The organism is Maribacter sp. X9, assembly GCF_048537565.1.
In the GTDB taxonomy this organism is placed as follows: domain Bacteria; phylum Bacteroidota; class Bacteroidia; order Flavobacteriales; family Flavobacteriaceae; genus Maribacter.
On record NZ_CP183215.1, the window covers coordinates 627494 to 644497 of the forward strand.

General features: G+C 38.8%; 18 protein-coding genes and 1 pseudogene. 6 read left to right on the top strand and 13 right to left on the bottom strand.

Translation table 11 applies throughout. The annotated features are described in order from the left end of the window. Window positions 1-94: 94 nt before the first annotated feature. The 4 genes from ACNR9Q_RS02640 to ACNR9Q_RS02655 all read left to right on the top strand — a co-directional run bounded on the left by ACNR9Q_RS02640 (window position 95) and on the right by ACNR9Q_RS02655 (window position 2309). Window positions 95-523 carry a DUF3592 domain-containing protein gene (locus ACNR9Q_RS02640; RefSeq protein WP_419213045.1) on the top strand — a complete coding sequence of 143 codons (429 nt, stop codon included), beginning with the start codon at window positions 95-97 and terminating at the stop codon, window positions 521-523. Window positions 524-595: 72 nt separating this feature from the next. Beyond that, on the top strand, window positions 596-1045 hold the full coding sequence (locus tag ACNR9Q_RS02645) for a 6-pyruvoyl trahydropterin synthase family protein (protein ID WP_419213046.1): 450 nt from the start codon (window positions 596-598) through the stop codon (window positions 1043-1045). Window positions 1046-1088: 43 nt separating this feature from the next. Then, on the top strand, window positions 1089-1862 hold the full coding sequence (locus ACNR9Q_RS02650) for a UDP-2,3-diacylglucosamine diphosphatase (protein WP_419213047.1): 774 nt from the start codon (window positions 1089-1091) through the stop codon (window positions 1860-1862). Between the two features lie 57 nt (window positions 1863-1919). Further along, the gene (locus ACNR9Q_RS02655) at window positions 1920-2309 is read left to right on the top strand and encodes a hypothetical protein (protein WP_419213048.1); all 390 of its coding nucleotides are present in this window, start codon (window positions 1920-1922) and stop codon (window positions 2307-2309) included. A gap of 371 nt (window positions 2310-2680) precedes the next feature. Here the strand turns inward: ACNR9Q_RS02655 and ACNR9Q_RS02660 are convergent, their stop codons facing one another. The 4 genes from ACNR9Q_RS02660 to ACNR9Q_RS02675 all read right to left on the bottom strand — a co-directional run bounded on the left by ACNR9Q_RS02660 (window position 2681) and on the right by ACNR9Q_RS02675 (window position 5881). Next, window positions 2681-3943, bottom strand: coding sequence for an MFS transporter (locus tag ACNR9Q_RS02660; RefSeq protein ID WP_419213049.1), 1263 nt, complete (start codon window positions 3941-3943; stop codon window positions 2681-2683). A gap of 89 nt (window positions 3944-4032) precedes the next feature. Further along, the gene (locus ACNR9Q_RS02665; protein ID WP_419213050.1) at window positions 4033-4407 is read right to left on the bottom strand and encodes a hypothetical protein; all 375 of its coding nucleotides are present in this window, start codon (window positions 4405-4407) and stop codon (window positions 4033-4035) included. A 12-nt stretch (window positions 4408-4419) separates the two neighbouring features. After that, entirely contained in the window at window positions 4420-4989 is a 570-nt protein-coding gene (locus tag ACNR9Q_RS02670) for an FMN-binding protein (protein WP_419213051.1), read from the bottom strand. Then, window positions 4955-5881 carry a DUF6607 family protein gene (locus ACNR9Q_RS02675; RefSeq protein ID WP_419213052.1) on the bottom strand — a complete coding sequence of 309 codons (927 nt, stop codon included), beginning with the start codon at window positions 5879-5881 and terminating at the stop codon, window positions 4955-4957. The genes ACNR9Q_RS02670 and ACNR9Q_RS02675 overlap by 35 nt, the downstream gene beginning before the upstream one ends. Before the next feature lie 104 nt (window positions 5882-5985). On the opposite strand from ACNR9Q_RS02675, the gene ACNR9Q_RS02680 reads away from it, so the two are divergent. Together ACNR9Q_RS02680 and ACNR9Q_RS02685 are read left to right on the top strand one after the other, a co-directional pair. Then, window positions 5986-8121, top strand: a complete 2136-nt coding sequence (locus ACNR9Q_RS02680) for a TonB-dependent receptor plug domain-containing protein (protein ID WP_419213053.1) — start codon at window positions 5986-5988, stop codon at window positions 8119-8121. An 11-nt stretch (window positions 8122-8132) separates the two neighbouring features. Continuing rightward, entirely contained in the window at window positions 8133-9551 is a 1419-nt protein-coding gene (locus tag ACNR9Q_RS02685; protein ID WP_419213054.1) for an HmuY family protein, read from the top strand. Window positions 9552-9624: 73 nt separating this feature from the next. Here the strand turns inward: ACNR9Q_RS02685 and ACNR9Q_RS02690 are convergent, their stop codons facing one another. From ACNR9Q_RS02690 to ACNR9Q_RS02730, 9 genes and pseudogenes are all read right to left on the bottom strand, one after another. Next, complete coding sequence (locus ACNR9Q_RS02690; protein WP_419213055.1) at window positions 9625-9837, bottom strand: hypothetical protein; 213 nt, start codon at window positions 9835-9837, stop codon at window positions 9625-9627. Between the two features lie 167 nt (window positions 9838-10004). Next, on the bottom strand, window positions 10005-11693 hold the full coding sequence (recJ, locus tag ACNR9Q_RS02695) for a single-stranded-DNA-specific exonuclease RecJ (RefSeq protein ID WP_419213056.1): 1689 nt from the start codon (window positions 11691-11693) through the stop codon (window positions 10005-10007). A gap of 55 nt (window positions 11694-11748) precedes the next feature. Beyond that, a pseudogene (locus ACNR9Q_RS02700) lies at window positions 11749-11934 on the bottom strand (four helix bundle protein); the annotation flags it as partial. Between the two features lie 12 nt (window positions 11935-11946). Beyond that, complete coding sequence (locus ACNR9Q_RS02705; protein ID WP_419213057.1) at window positions 11947-12096, bottom strand: hypothetical protein; 150 nt, start codon at window positions 12094-12096, stop codon at window positions 11947-11949. Between the two features lie 39 nt (window positions 12097-12135). Beyond that, the gene (locus ACNR9Q_RS02710) at window positions 12136-12564 is read right to left on the bottom strand and encodes an OsmC family protein (RefSeq protein WP_419213058.1); all 429 of its coding nucleotides are present in this window, start codon (window positions 12562-12564) and stop codon (window positions 12136-12138) included. An 837-nt stretch (window positions 12565-13401) separates the two neighbouring features. Further along, window positions 13402-13971: a uracil-DNA glycosylase family protein gene (locus tag ACNR9Q_RS02715; protein ID WP_419213059.1), complete on the bottom strand. Its 570-nt coding sequence runs from the start codon at window positions 13969-13971 to the stop codon at window positions 13402-13404. A gap of 87 nt (window positions 13972-14058) precedes the next feature. After that, a complete protein-coding gene (locus ACNR9Q_RS02720) occupies window positions 14059-15027 on the bottom strand; it encodes a transporter (protein WP_419213060.1) in 969 nt (322 codons plus the stop codon). Window positions 15028-15031: 4 nt separating this feature from the next. Continuing rightward, entirely contained in the window at window positions 15032-16078 is a 1047-nt protein-coding gene (locus tag ACNR9Q_RS02725) for a cytochrome-c peroxidase (RefSeq protein ID WP_419213062.1), read from the bottom strand. A 56-nt stretch (window positions 16079-16134) separates the two neighbouring features. Next, complete coding sequence (locus tag ACNR9Q_RS02730) at window positions 16135-16935, bottom strand: MbnP family protein (protein WP_419213063.1); 801 nt, start codon at window positions 16933-16935, stop codon at window positions 16135-16137. Between the last annotated feature and the right edge of the window lie 69 nt (window positions 16936-17004).

Below are 17004 nucleotides of genomic sequence, written 5' to 3' on the forward strand. Positions count from 1 at the left end.
GTAATCTTGTCTTTCCAATACTTGCCCTTTTTGTGGTAGCCATCTATTTCTTCAATAAAATACGCGCCAGAAGAAAGTATAAGCGTTAAACAAAATGTCAAAAAATAGGGCCATGTGGTGGATAGCATTTTATAGTGTCCTTTTCTTTATTGGTGTTGGCTTGGCATACGGTGCTTATTCTGAATTTAGTACCACCCGTAACCTTTTAGCAAAAGGGATCAAAACTTTCGCCATTGTTAAAGATTTCAACGTATCCAGTGGTGATAATGGTCCGATGTACGCTCCCATTTTCGAGTTTAAAGACCGGTCTCAAAATATTCAGGTATTTGAAAGTGGTATAGATTCCAGTCCGCCAGCTTATAAAATTGGAGATAAGGTCAAAATCATCTATAATCCCCTAAATGTCGAAAACGTAAAGACCATATCCTTTTGGGGACTTTACAGAGGAAGCGTTATTCTTTCTATGATCGCCGCCCCCTTACTGATTATCGGTTTTTCCTATCTTTTATATGTAGGTACATAGGCCAATACCCTTATCAATATTCCGCTTTGTTTTAGGTGAAATCTGCTACCTTTGCCCAACAACAGAATCACCATGTCAACAATTAGAATTACCAAGCAATTTAATTTTGAAACGGGTCATGCTCTTTATGGGTACGATGGTAAATGTAGAAATGTCCACGGGCATAGTTATAAACTCTCCGTTACCGTGGTAGGTAAACCCATTACGAATATTGAAAATGTAAAATTGGGAATGGTCATCGATTTTGGTGACTTGAAGAAAATTGTAAAGGAAGAGATCGTCGATAAATTCGATCACGCTACCGTATTCAATAAAAACACGCCTCATATAGAATTGGCCAAAGAACTGACCGATCGTGGGCATAATGTGATCTTGGCAGAGTATCAACCTACCAGCGAGAATATGGTAATCGATTTTGCCGCGAAAATAAAGGCCAGACTGCCAGAAAATATTTCTTTGTTCTCACTAAAACTGCAAGAAACAGATACCTCTTTTGCAGAATGGTATGCCAGTGATAATTAACGCTACATGTATTCAAAAGGGGAATTAGTATCTTTATACACACATGACCACCATCAATATTCCAAAAGGAAAAAAAGTATACTTTGCCAGTGACAACCACTTGGGAGCTCCTACCATAGAAGAAAGTAGGCCTAGGGAATTAAAGTTTGTGAAATGGTTAGACACAATTAAGGAAGATGCAGGGGCTATTTTTCTGATGGGCGATTTATTCGATTTTTGGTTCGAATATAAAACGGTGGTTCCAAAAGGATTTACCCGGACTTTAGGAAAATTGGCAGAACTATCGGATGCCGGCATCGCCATTTATTATTTCGTAGGTAACCATGACCTTTGGATGAACGGTTATTTTGAAGAAGAATTGAACATTCCCGTTTTTTATAAACCCCAGCAGTATTCCATTAATGGCAAAACTTTTTTTATTGGTCATGGAGACGGATTGGGTCCAGACGATAAAGGTTTTAAACGAATGAAAAAGGTATTTACCAATCCTGTTTCAAAATGGTTCTTTAGATGGTTGCATCCAGACCTTGGCGTAAAATTAGGTCAGTACTTTTCAGTGAAGAATAAATTGATTTCAGGTGATGAAGACGCCCAATTTCTAGGAAACGATAAAGAGTGGTTGGTACAGTATGCACTACGTAAATTGGAAACCCAACATTATGACCATTTTATCTTTGGCCATAGACACCTTCCTTTAGAAATTGATCTCAACGGAAAATCTACCTATACCAATCTAGGAGATTGGATCAATTACTATACGTATGCAGTGCTTGATGGGAAAGAACTTTTGCTCAAGGAATACAACTCCCTTATATAAAGCTAATTAAGATAAGCAACCTTTAGCATTTCTAACATCTTGATTAAAAAAGTAGTGATGAAAAATAATTTATTTGTAAAGGTACTTACCCTTATTCTATTGATTTCTTTTTCGAATTGTTCTGGTGATGATGACAACGTAGTTTACAAGAACAATTCCCTTACCGGTGATTGGCATCTCTCAAGTTATGGAGGGGGCTTTACGGGGCAGTATATTTCTTATGACAATAACGACGTACTTTGGAATTTTGATACGATTGCCCATGTGCTGCACATTAAAAGCAGAAAAGAATATTTCGGACCAGTTTCTGGAACGTATCCTTATAGCATTGAACACGATAAGGATGCAAAAGTTATCTACTTAAACGATTCTTTGAGAGGGTTGATTTATATCGATAATAATAAGCTAGTAATTGAAAACGGATTGGTGGCTATCTTTAAACGGTAAGAAAAATTGGCTCTTTTATTATCAATGACTTGTCAATAACAAGTAGACGAATACCCAATGTTCCAAAAAAAGCTTAAGGACACCTTATAAATCTCAAAAATACATTTGAGATGCTCATTAATGTAGGGGTTAATGACCATTAATATATTGTACTCTTTTTCTTACAACACATTTTCGGCAGTTCACAACATTAATTATAAAATTCGAGGTATGGCCCCTACCTTTATAATGTTGTTACGTTTAATATTTATTCCAAATCTTAACATCACCTACATAATTTAAAGAACCAAATCTTTATCATTACCTACTTTAATAAAATAGCCCCGATAAAGGGGCTATTTGTTTTGTTCATAACATTTTTCAGCATCCACTTAACTTTCATGATCTTCTACATCTTTTTGAAGATCCAATTTTCGAAATCCTGGAGAAACGAATGCTGTCAACCCTACCGTCAACAAAGTCATGGTGCCTCCAAATACTACAGCGGTTACCGTTCCCATTAATTTTGCAGTCACTCCACTTTCAAAGGCTCCTAGTTCATTAGAGGAGCCAACGAACATAGAGTTTACCGATGCAACACGGCCTCGCATATTATCGGGAGTTTTTAACTGTAAAATCGTTTGTCGAACTATCATTGAAATTCCATCGACCGCACCACTTAGAAACAACGCCAATACCGATAGCCAAAAGTATGTGGATAAACCAAAAACAATCATACATACCCCAAACCCAAATACGGCCAACAGCAATTTCTTACCCGCATTTTTATGCAACGGAAATCGAGTAGAACCTAACATCGTTATCGAAGCCCCTACAGCTGGTGCAGCTCGCAATACCCCAAAACCTTCAGATCCCACATGTAAAATATCTTGTGCAAAAATGGGTAAAAGTGCTACTGCTCCACCAAATAAAACGGCAATCATATCGAGGGTCAACGCTCCCAAAACAGACCTAGTTTTAAAAACGAAATTCAAACCTTCTTTTAAACTCTCGAACACAGGCTCCCCAATTTTTGGATTAAGGATCGGTTTCCTAGAGATGCTAAAAAGGGACATAAGGGCTATCAGCGAAAAGCCGAAGATGACACACATCGACCAATGAACCCCAATAAAACTAATGGAAAAACCAGCCAATGCCGGACCCAATACGGACGCCAACTGCCAAGTAGAACTACTCCAAGTAGCGGCATTGGGATAGATTTTCTTTGGAACGATCAAGGCAATCAATGAAAAAATGGTGGGTCCTAAAAAGGATCTTACCAATCCACCTAAAAAAACGAGGCCATAGATTCCATAAAGTATAATTTTGGTTTCGTATTTTTCTAAAATTATCGGCAAGCTTAAAACGAACAAGCCAAAGCTAATTACAGAAAAGCCAAGAATACATTTGACCAGAAGATTTCGTTTCTCTTTCTGATCCACAATATGGCCCGCAAAAAGTGCCATACCTACAGCCGGAATAACTTCCATCAATCCAATAATACCCAAAGATAAAGGGTCTTTAGTGATGGAATATACTTGCCATTCTATGACGATAAACTGCATGGACCACGCAAAGACCATGGCAAAACGAACCAAAAGAAAAATATTGAACTCTTTAAAACGGAGCGCGGCATAGGGATCGTTCACCTTCATATGTACAGTCTATCTTTAAACATCAAAGATATTTAAATAAGGAACCCATAAATAAATCTATTGTTGAAATCTAGTAGTCAATATCCAACTTACGCTTCACCGTCAGAAAAACCGATTTCACCCAGAAGGGAATCCAAGTTCAATTGAAACAACGTACCCGCTACCAAATCCTGTAACTCCAATACCTCTTCATAACTTACCGCAAAAGTTACTTGTGGTGCCGGTGAATCTACCAATAAAGACCTGCACTTTCCTCTGTCTTGACAATCTTTACACAAGAGGTTTTTACCCTCGCTTATCGTCCTTTCAATATTCGATGAAAATTTCAACAGCTCATTTGAGGTCAGCAGAAGTCCCGTATCCCTAAAAATAAGTTGTACTTTCCTTCTCTCGTTTGATGAATTTCGCTTCCAATGAAAAGAAATTCCGTAAGCATTTCTATGGATCAAATTAATTTCATTCATGATTTTTGCCCTCTATATTATTTTTTGTTTCCGCAATACATTTAATGATTTCATGATAGCTGCGGTAGCCTTGGTCATACTACTGGCGGAAATAGTGGCCCCTGCAATCGCATCAATTGTGGTACCATAAGAGACCTCATCATTAGGTGTTAATCCTATGAATTGTTTTAACCAACGCTGACTGCCTATTTGCAATCCATAATCCTCTCTATAAATCAAGACCTTCGACTTTTTAATACTTAAATCTGCATTTAAAAGCAATACAAAATCGAACCTTCGTTTCATACTCGCTGCATCTCCCACATAGATATACCCAATCATTTCTGTTCCGTTCATTATTTTAAAAAAATGATTCGGGATAAAGGTAGCATCGAGCTTATCTGAAAGGCCGGACGGAATCAAGACCGATTCTAAATCAAAATCTGCCAAATCATAAGTGGTCGCTACGGCCAGATCCACCTTTTCCCTTAATTGTTTGGAAAAAGGCTCTTGTTGAAAAGAAACCAATAGGGTAAACAATGCTATGACAAGTCCTATGCTTCCTACCTTATTTGCTCTCAGCATTACCACTATTCTTTTCATTGATATATTCATTGATCATTTTCATGATTTTTCTTTTCCCGGCCTCTTTTTCTTCGAGCTCATAAAATTTCATGAACATGGGCTGCCCATCAACTTTCTGTTTTAAGGTTAAATCACCTTCCCGCTTATTAACTTCGTCCCAAGCGTTTCGTACCTTTGCCCAAAAATCTTTATGGTCATTCCACCAATTGGCAGCAGGGGCGCACTCTTTGTCATCAATCTTATAATATATATTATATCCTTTTTCTTGCGCCAATAAAACATCTTTCTTCCCTTCTGCTCTTATGACTTTGTCATTATCCTGTTCATGCAGCCAACCCGTTTCCGTAATTTCTTGTCGGTTACCCCTATGAAGTACATTATAATCGGATCGTTTGCTATACTCCCTTCTTGGCAGTGGCGAATCACTACTATTCTCCCAAAAGGTTTTTCCATCTGCGTGAAACCAAGTAGCTGAACCCGAATATCTTGGACTATCATCTACTTGATACACCTTTTGTGTCCATTGTCCCTCTACGGCAGGTTTGGGCAATTTGCTAAATATCCAATTGTTGTCTTTGTCATAGTGAAAAACACTTTGATTTTCATATAACCAATCCTGTCTCCAATGCTTAATGACCATAGTATCGTTCAATACCAATAAATGTTGAATAGAAATTTTATTATCCTCGTCGGTGATTAGCAATGCCAACTCCTTGGCAGATGCTGTATAGTCATGATGTTTTTCGTAATCTATTTCTGGGGCAAAGGTTTCTGTGTATTTGAAGGTTATATTATAACAGCCGCACATACTTTTTATAGCATCGATATCCTTTTGTTTTTTACTGGTCTGTGCTATTGCATATTGTGTTATCAGCAGAGTGATTATCCATACAAATCCTAACTTTTTCATTGTTTTCTTTTTAAAGTTTAATTGAAAGGTTTCAGGTGTAAAAATATTAATTTTATTTAGATTGAATAAAAATAACTTATATATTTGTCTAAATATTATTAAGAATGAATCTAAATTACTGCACGACCTTCTTATTTACGGCACTCATATTTACTATGGGAAGTGCTCAAGACGTTGTGCAAAAAATAGATAGCACATCTATAAATTGGTTGAATGAGGTGGTCGTTACAGGTCAACTCAACAAAAAAAGTATAGACCGTTCGGTTTTTGAAGTAAAGGTCATTACACAAGAGATGATTCAAAAAATGGCTGGAAATACCCTAGCCGATATTCTTAACCAAAGCTTGAACATTACTATTCAACCCAATGCTTCTACAGGAAAAAGCACGGTACAATTATTTGGTCTTGATGGTCAATATTTTAAAATCTTAATCGATAATATTCCACTGATCAATGATGAAGGCTTAGGGAACAATACGGATCTTACACAGATCAATCTTGATGCCATAGAACAAGTAGAAATCGTTGAAGGTTCAATGGGTGTACAATATGGTGCCAATGCAGTTTCGGGTGTCATTAATATTATTACCAAAAAAAATGCAGCGCACACCTGGGAAATTACCCCTTATGTACAAGAAGAAACCATAGGTGATGAATATGATTTTTTTGATAGGGGAAGACATATTCAATCCCTTAGCGTAGGTCATAACCTGTCTAATTCATGGTACGTGAACGCAGGTGTTACCAGAAACGATTTTACCGGTTATCTTAATGGTAAGCAAGGTGAATATTACAACCAGAATGATGGGAATAGGGGTTACGCTTGGTTACCGAAACAGCAGCTCACAGGTAAAGCCTTGATTCGTTTTAATGCCAAAAATTTCCAAGCCTTTTACAGGTTCGAGATTTTTAACGAAGAGGTTGAGCGTTACGATTCCATTGTTAGGGAAAATTACAATGCATCTACGCAAACCAGCAATCCCACGGCTACTGATGAAATCTTTAATTCCAATCGATTGTACCATCATTTAAATGCTAGTGGCAGATTGTTGAATCGTTTGAATTATGATATTTCACTATCACATCAACAACAACGAAGAAATATTGAACAATACAATTACCGCATAGATTCAAGAGAAAAATTCGATGTGGTCGAACAGGAATATGAATCGCGCAAAGGCCTTTATTCTAGAGGTACTATTACAAATTTCACCAATTTAAAAGCTGTAGATTTTCAACTGGGCTATGAACTTAGTAATATAAACGGTTACGCTTCGCCCCTTGCGGGCACTTTTGATGGTAAACCTATCGATAGACGATTGGAATCCTATGATTTTTTTACTTCGGCGGAAATAACTTTAGGGAAAAAATTTGCCTTTCGGCCCGGTAGTCGCGTACTGTTCTCTTCCCAATTTAAACCTCAAGCCGCCTTCTCTTTGAGTTCACGCTATCTATTTAATAACGGTTATCAATTAAGGGCCGTAGTGGGTTCTGCCCCCAGAAACCCTAATTACGATGAGCTATTCACCTACTTTGTCGATGTTAACCATGATTTACGTGGTAACAGCAGCCTTCGGCCAGAAAAAGGTTTTTCCACCTTTTTAAATCTAAAAAAGCAATTTTGGGCCAATAGCGATGCCACACAAATCAATTCCAAATTATCTGCCTGGTATTTAAATGTAGATGATCGTATAGAGGTCACCGTGGTAAATAACAGCCCCTTAGCCTATCAATACAACAATATAGACCAATTTAAAACTTGGGGAACCTCATTTACCAACACTATAACCCACAAAAATCTACAGCTCAATCTCGGATTTTCATTTTCAGGCCAAAGCAAGGTGCTCTTGAGTGACCAAAACTTCAACGATGACTATTTGTATGCCATACAACTGAACACTAATCTTAGCTATACCCTACCAAAAATCAGTACCATTATATCACTCTATTATAAATATAACGGTCCGCAGTATCAGTTTCAATTGGATACTCAAGGAGATGAATCCAATTTTGTACGCACTAAACAAGACGGATACGGATGGCTGGACACCTCCATCAAGAAAAGCTTTCTACAGCACAAATTACAATGTACCCTTGGCGCCCGAAACTTATTGGACGTCACTAGGGTAAACACCCAAACCGTTGCTAATCAAGGCGTACATGCTTCCGCTAATCAAGGCCTTTTACTGGGATACGGCCGATCCTATTTTATCAAACTATTATATAACCTAAATTTTTGAAATTAAATCTTATGAAAAATCTCTTGTACAGTATTTTAGCCTTAGCCCTTATTTTTACCCACGTAAGTTGTAGCGATGATGATGCGGGGGCTACCACTCCTTTTGTCATCGCGTTTGAAAATCCGTCTTTAAGTTTTGGTACGGATGAAGAGGAAAAAACCATAAACTTGGTATTTTCGAAGGAAGCTCCAACGGATGGGACAGTAACCCTGGCGTATACTACAACCAACGCCACGTACGGGACCAACGGCGATTTTACCACCGTCCCATCAGGGGAGGCAGGTAAAATTGAAGTAAAGGTAACCATGGGAACTATGGGAAGCTCGATTACCTTTAATAAACTACAGAATGCTTTAGAGGGTACTGAAAAGAAGGTGAACTTTAGCATTTCACAAACTAGTATACCCGATGCGACCCTAAGCGGAAATACCCAATTAGAAATCAGTTTTACGGAGTCTGCCGCCCAATCGGGTACCATTTCCCCTGAAGTTGGTGGACCCAATGAACCCAACCAAGTATATGTTGATCTAAGCTCTTTGAACCAAACCAGTACTTCTCGACAAACATGGGACTTTGGCTTTTACAACGGTTCAAACTCTAGGGTTATCATTAACGGCTCTATTTTTATGGCCGTTGCACCGTTAGATGCTACAGATATAGATGCCGTAACTTCTACTGCTGTTGCCGACTTACTTCCTAAAGTAAAGGTAGGTACCTTTGACCCCGCGAACACGACCTATATCGATGATGTTACCGGAAGTTTGGAAAATACCGCCATAGCAGAAATATCGGACATAGACGCAGAAAACAAGGTCTATTTGGTGAATATGGGAGATGAAGTAGGCTCAAAAACCGTCTCTGCCGGGAGTGTGGCCTTAAGCGGGGAAACCAGGGGTTGGAAGAAAATTAGAATTTTAAAGAACGGGGATACTTATAAGCTATACTATGCTGATTTAGATGCTACAGAGCACACAGAAGTTCTAATTTCAAAATCTGGTGAAAGCCATTTTACATATTTTAGCCTAACCACAGAAGAGGTGGTAACCGTAACTCCGGATAAAATGAATTGGGACATCAACTTTACCGTTTTCACGAATGAAATTCCCGGAGCCGGTTCCTATGGCTATGCCGATTTTATCACTACAAATAATCTTTCAGGGGTCGCTGCTTACCTGTTGGATGCCGAAACCTATACGTATACCGATTTTTCAATAGACGATGTAGACGAAGATTTATTCTCAACAGATCAGCGTGCCATTGGCAGTACATGGAGAAATGGTGGTGGGCCAAACACTTTACCTTCTCTAAAGGAGAATGTATTCTATGTGCTTAAAGATGCGGACCAAAATATTTATAAAATACGGTTTACCGCACTACTCAATGAAAGTGGGGAACGCGGTTACCCAAAGTTTGAATTTGAATTGTTGTAAAATTACTTATTTGTAAGTCTGTTAAAGAAGGGGTCCTTAACCAATGGTTTGAGACCCCTTTTTAGATAGTAATTTATATTTGATTCCACTCAGGATTCAGAACCACTCTTTCATAATAACCACAGCCAGTGGTTCTTGGTTCTCCAATAAGCTTGAACCCATCAGTTCTTAAGCTTTCGGTCATCGAATTTACTTTTTCTTCTGGCCCGACGGATAGTGCAAAATAAAAAGTACGAATCCATTCCTTTTGATGCATCAATTTTATGGCGATTTCAGGATTATACATTAATTCTAAGCGACATCCACCTAAAACTCAAAAAGTACGAAGTGTTGAATTGATTGAGTTTCTTTAGGATCTTCCCCTATCAATCGCCAGCTTGAGTCCCACAATAAGTTCCATAGAAGATACGCATTTTTCCAGATTGTTTACCCAAATCGCTAGATGTTCGATGTTCATTTAATGTCCCTTAATTTCAGTTGTAGGTTTACATTACCCTGCCATTCGTTCTCATCCAAAGAAAACACGGCATTAAAGGTTTTACGTCCTATTACCATGGGCAACTTATCGCCCATATTAAAGCCTATTCCGTCTATTTTATGGCTGTCTTGTTGTACCACGGAAACCTTAAGATGGGCCGCGTTGGCCCCTACGCCTTTAGCGTAGCCGGTATCTTGTAGATTTTCAGCCATAAATACGGGTGTCATGTTCCCCGGACCAAAAGGTGCGAACTGGCGGATAATCCGCATTAATTTAGGGGTGATGTCCTTAAGTTCAATCGTACTGTCTACCGTTATTTCCGGTTGCAGCAATTGTGGGTCAATACTTTCTTTCACCACTTTTTCGAACTGATGTTTAAAATTGTGGTATTGCTCCTCCAATAATGTGAGTCCTGCGGCATATTTATGCCCGCCGAACTGTTCTATATAATCTGAACATCGTTCAAGTGCATTGTACACATCAAAGCCTTTCACCGATCGTGCAGATGCTGCCAATTTATCTCCACTCTTCGTGAATACCAACGTTGGTCGGTAATATGTTTCGGTCAATCTTGAGGCTACGATACCGATAACCCCTTTATGCCAAGAATCTTTATATACCACGGAAGTAAATCCTTCCTCTTCTTCGTTTTCTTGAATTTGCACCAACGCCTCTTGGGTAATCTCTTGATCCAAACCTCTTCTATCCGAATTGAATTTTTCGATTTCCGACGCAAATTTCACTGCTTGGTCCATATTGGTTTCGGTCAATAGATTTACGGCATGCTGACCGTGTTTCATCCGTCCCGCAGCATTGATCCGTGGGGCGATAATGAACACTACATCGGTAATGGTCAATTCTGTTTTATTGATCTGATCGATAATCGCCTTAAAACCGATTCTAGGCCGCTGATTGATAACCTGCAGGCCATAAAATGCCAATATTCTATTCTCACCGGTTATCGGAACAATGTCCGCCCCAATCGCAGTAGCTACTAAATCAAGATATTCCGTAAAATCGGCAATCGTCTCACCCCGATGCGACCCTAAAGCCTGAATCAGCTTAAAACCTACGCCACACCCACATAATTCATCATAAGGATAAGTGCAATCTTCACGTTTTGGGTCTAAAACCGCTACCGCATTGGGAAGTGTATTTCCTGGTCGGTGGTGGTCACAAATGATAAAATCGATGCCCTTCTCTTTTGCATACGCAACCTTATCGACAGCCTTCACACCACAGTCCAATGCTATGATTAAGGAAAATCCATTATCCTCCGCAAAATCGATTCCCTTATACGATACGCCGTAGCCCTCGTCATAGCGATCCGGAATATAGGTAGCCACATTGGGGTAGTAACTTAACAGGTAAGATGAGACTAAAGCGACGGCCGTAGTGCCATCGACATCATAATCACCAAACACCAAAATGTTCTCACCCTTGGCTATGGCGTCCTCTATTCTCCTTACAGCAACATCCATATCCTTCATCAAAAAAGGATCATGAAGATCACTCAACCGCGGTCTAAAGAATTGTTTGGCCTCTTCAAATGTGGAAATCCCCCTTTGCAACAGTAATTGCGCCACCAAAGCATCGACCCCTAGTGCATTCGCCAAGAAGTCGATATCTTTTTGTTCGGGTTTTGGTTTAATGGTCCAGCGCATGGTTTAAAGTACAGATTCTAAGTCAAGAGTCAAGTTCAAATTCAAATGAATTGCTCTACTTTTTGTTTTTAATTATTGTGGCTAAAATCCTTATCAATTGTTCCGCTTCATCCAACAGTTGTGCCCTTTTTGAGGTATCGCCGTAGTTCACTTTGCTTAATATTTTCAGGTTAACCCTAGATTCCTTTAATTCTTTAAAACTGATTGATGCCTTATTAATATAGTCTTTATTGGAATTTGTCCCTTGTGCCTCTCAAAAATTCAATGCAGAGCTTCCTCCAGACCTCAAAAGCTGATTACCGTAATACTGACCAGTGAAATCCAATGGAATCGTTTTACAAAACAAAGCCGTATTAGCCGGAAATTCAACCAATCTATCCTCCAAATTGAATGGTTTATTCATATCCTTGAATTTGATTTTTGAATTTGTATTTGTGTTTGTCTATTTCTTATGAAACACCGTCTTTACCTCCAACTCCGCAAATTGCCTGAACATTTCCATAACGCCACAATACTTCTCGACGGACAAATCAATGGCTCGTTGTAGCTTTTTCTCATCTAAATTGCTTCCATGAAAATGATATTCTACAACCACCTTATCATAGAACTTTGGGTGCTCATCGGTTAGGTTTGCGATGGTCTCAATATGAAATTCATCGACTTCCAACTTCATTTTTTTAATAAGTCCGGCTACATCTAAACCCGAACAACCGGCCAAAGCTGAGAGCATCAAGGATTTTGGTCGTAAACCACTACCATCTCCCCCATCTTCTTTGGCAATATCTATCTTAAAACTTTGCCCCGAGGTATTGTTACTTTCAAAGGTCATGTTCCCCAGCCATTTCGTTGTGATATGATTTATTGTGCTCATACGAATTGTTTTCTTGTGAAGGATAAAAGTACGATAAATTGATGCCTGATGAAAGCCATGGCCCCCGCGCTTTTTAGAATAGCACCTATCTTTTTATGAACTGAAAGATATTGGAAATTCTCTCTTAATTCTTAAGGAAGAATTTCCAAACTTAATTGTGAGGCACGAAGCAGTCCATTCGTTTCTTGTTTATAAGGAAATAGGATGGTTATAAACTCTTGATGACAATTTTTGTTTTAGCTTCTCATACCCATAAGAAACATTCTACTTCTTTTCATGAGATCCTTAGCCCTATTCAATTCTAGGAATTTTTTTCAACTTTCTAAAAATTAATTTTGAAAAAAGTTTCGATTCGAACCTATATAATTGTTGTTAACTCTTACTGTTACACCAATTTACAAAAGGCATTTTTACATTTATAAAAATCAAAAAAACGGAAGGATTTTTCGTTGAAAATTTCAAAGATGTAATGGCATCACTACTCATATTAATTTGCGTCATCGCTCTTTTTATTATGGATGATAAAATTTCGAATAGCCTCAGACAGTATTTGTACAATTTTATTGGACTATGCATGTACTATCTGTTCAAATGAAATTTGAAATTACTGAAATTCAGTTTAAGGTATATCTACAAAACATTTCGTTTGATGATTTTTTGCGATGTTCTCCCTGTCATGCTTATCCTTACCATATTTTTTATTTTCCCATACAATAGGATATTAGAAATTTTCTGTCTCATTTATTCTTGACTCTTTTTGCGCAACAGGTGGTATGTTAGGGGAAATTAAATTCTAAAATAAAACAAACGGATTACTTCCCTTCGCTCGCAATGACGTTATAAAATCTCAGCTACTAAATTCTGCAACTCCCCCACAACCTCCGCTTCAAACCAAGGATTTTTATCCCTCCAAAAATGGTTGACCGGCGAAGGATGGGGTAAGGGAAAATACCTAGGCAAGAAATCTCGATAGTGCCTTACGTTCTCGGTCAGGTTCTTTTTGCTGTCCTTTGCTAAATATTGTTCTTGCGCATATTTCCCAATTAAAATAATCAATTTTACATTCGTGAACGCTTCCCATACCTTTGGATGCCATAACGGCGCACATTCTTTTCGAGGAGGTAAATCGCCTGTTTTTCCCTTTCCCGGATAACAAAAACCCATGGGCAAAACCGCAAAATTATCTGGATTAAAAAATACGTCATCAGAAACCCCTAACCACTCCCGTAGTTTTTTACCACTTGGGTCATCCCAGGCTTTATTATGGTCATGGGCCTTTCTGCCCGGTGCCTGACTCACCAATATGATTTTAGAATTTATAGTGCCTGAAACTATCGGTCGCGGCCCTAAGGGCAAATATGCCTTACAAACTTCACAATTTCGTATTTCCGACACTAACTGTTGCATCCAATTCTCCTTGTCTTTAATTACAAGGGCAACGAAGCAAGCTGCCGTTTAGCAACAAACCAGCAGATTCCTCCGCCCCTCACAATATCAAATGTTAATGTTCAAATATACCGAAAACCGATTTTTAACCTCTACTTTACCGTCGTTTAGGTGCTGCGCCAAGGGTAGCATACTCGAAACCCCAAGGGCATATCTCTTAAAGGTGGTCTCCAAACCAAATCTTGCAAAAGCAACGTCTCCACCCGTATCGTTCACCGTTAAACCGAACTCCTTGTTTTGGTCATAATATTCCGCTCCTATGCCTATCTGCGGTGTAAAGGCGAAGTTCGATGCGTAATAGGTCTTAAACGTGTTAATGGTTACATTAAGTTGGTTCCCAAATTGATATTTGGCACTGTTTTCCGTTTTGACCGTATAGTTCAGCATTGCCGAAATTCCCCAATTTCTATGGGTCAATCCGTAATTCGCCGCCAATAAATAGTCCCAACTACCGGTACCTAACTGAAAACTAGGGTTTACACTGCCTTCATTATTGGCAGCTTCAAAATTACCGGTTGGTACTTTCAGCCCTCCACCTATTTGCAGGGCATGCTTCGGCTTAATCGATATGATACTATCGGGCAATGGTTTCAGTAGGTTGTAATATGCCAGTACGGTCGCATCTCCGATACCATTGATTTTCTGCTCCGTATTATCGGCAAAAGTTCTATTGTGAGCATGATACGGCAACAATGCGTTGATGACAACCCTATTCGAAACCGGAATTTTCGCCCACAATTGTACTGTGTTGAAATTTTCGTTTATCCATGGAGAGTTTTCAAAAATACCATCTCTAGAGCGATACTTTTGAGCAATATAACGCAGCCCAATAAAATTGTTATTGAGCCCCGTGCCAAACCCCATGCTACCTCCGTTGCCTCCACAGCCACACGTATCACATAAGTCTTCGTATGAGGTGTGTTTCCAAATACAGGGAAAAGATTTTATAGGGTCGTCGTTGGCGCGTAAAGCAACGGTTATTAAAAGTGTTACCAGTATTAATATATAGTTTTTCATCGTTTTAAAATTCTGCAAATCGTTCATTAGTAAGAAATTCATTATCAGTCAAAGTTTCCAAAAAAGCCAGAATGCCTTCTTTCTCCTCAACGCTCAAAAAAATACCCAGATCTCCCTCTGTTTTTAAAAGTGGGTCTAGGGTAGGAGAATCTACGACACCATTGGTATAGAAGTTTAGTACAGATGCCAAACTTCCAAATCTACCATCGTGCATATACGGTGCCGTTAGTGCCACATTTCTTAAACTCGGCACCTTAAACTTATAATTATCAGTCGGCCTGCCGCTTACATGTGCCCTTCCTAAATCGTTCAATTTCTGATTTGGCGGAAGACCATTGTTTCGAAAGCTACCATCGCTGAACAAATCGGTGGCATGACATGAAGCGCATTTTTGCTGAAAGATAGATAGACCAAAAGCTTCTTTTTCTGTAAATTGAACACCTTCTTCTTTGCGCACGTATTTGTCATATTTTGAATTGGAGGAAACCATCATTACCATAAATTGAGAGAGTGCCTTTAAAAAATTCTCAGTATTGACGCCCCCTTCTTCAAACGCAATTTCAAACTGTTTTTGATAGTCAGTATCTGCCTTTATTTTAGAAAGTACATTGGTCATGGTCTCTGCCATTTCTACCTCATTAGTAATGGGAATGATCGGGAACAAATCTAAATTAGAGGTCGCACCATCCCAGGTGAATTCCTTAAAAAAGGCCATATTAGCGATCATTGGTGCATTACGGGTACCTTCAAGGTCGTTTACCCCGTGACTAAATTGATGCCCATGATGGGTAAAGGCAAAGCGTTGTTCATGACAGAACCCACAGGAAATAAATCCATTGGAAGATAATCTACCGTCGTAAAAAAGCTTTTTCCCCAATTCAAATCCAAATTGAGTCGGTGGGTTGGTCTCGATAGCGTAGGCAAGTTCAGGAAAATTAGAAGGCACCTCAACTTGCAATAAGGTATTGTCCTTATAAGATAGGTAGGTGTCATGACCAGAACTACACGCAACCAAAAACAAGGGCAGTAGTGCCCAGCTTATATGTTTCATTTGTATGTCTTTAATGAAAATTGGGCCGGTCTAGAAATGACCGACCCAAAAATGAATCAATGTGTTTCACCTGAACCATTATGAACATGGTCGACTCTAAACATACTTGCCGTGTTCAGTGCTATTTTAGGTGATTTTTCTTCACTGACCATGATAACGGCCTGTTCTGAAAGGGCAAGTTTATTGGCCCCATCTAAAATAGCTTTCGCATCTGCCACTAAATGTATTATGGGTGCCATTTCATCACTTACCAAAGCATCTGTGCCTAAACTTAGGGTTACTTCCTTATAATTATCAAGGCTAGAACCATGACTGCCCATATGAATTTTAAAATTTGTGGCTTCGGTTACGGTTGCAGATGTAAAAGTCCCCTCAAAATTTAAAAATTTATATCCCGCCTGCCATGACCACATCATGTCAGATGCTTCTGCCTGTGTTAAAATATTGCCTTGTGCCTCGGCACCTTGCAAGTATTTTTCTTGATCTACACCTATTCCGAAGGTTACAGAAACATAAGTTCCTGCCGGTATATTCTCTAGAACTACATCTGTATTTCCCGTCTCTTCGCTGGTAATAAAATAACTGTCGTTTTTTGGATAGGTAAACGAATTCCCCATATCATCAGTTAGCTTAAAGTTACTTACGATATAATTCAACCTGTCGACGGTGAGTATTTCTCCTTGAGAGTTGGCAACATTGGCGGTTCCTAAAACCAAATCGTCTGATCCAAAGCTATTGTCAAACGTAAGTTTGACTGAACCTTCTCCGGTAAGTTTGGTTGTGTCATCGTCATCGTTACAACTAACGACACTGGCTATAACTACTACGGATAAAATAAAATTATATATTGATTTCATGATGTTTTTAAATAGTAAATGATAGTAATACCCCAACTATTCTTAATCTAATTAGGGTGAAAATTAAAC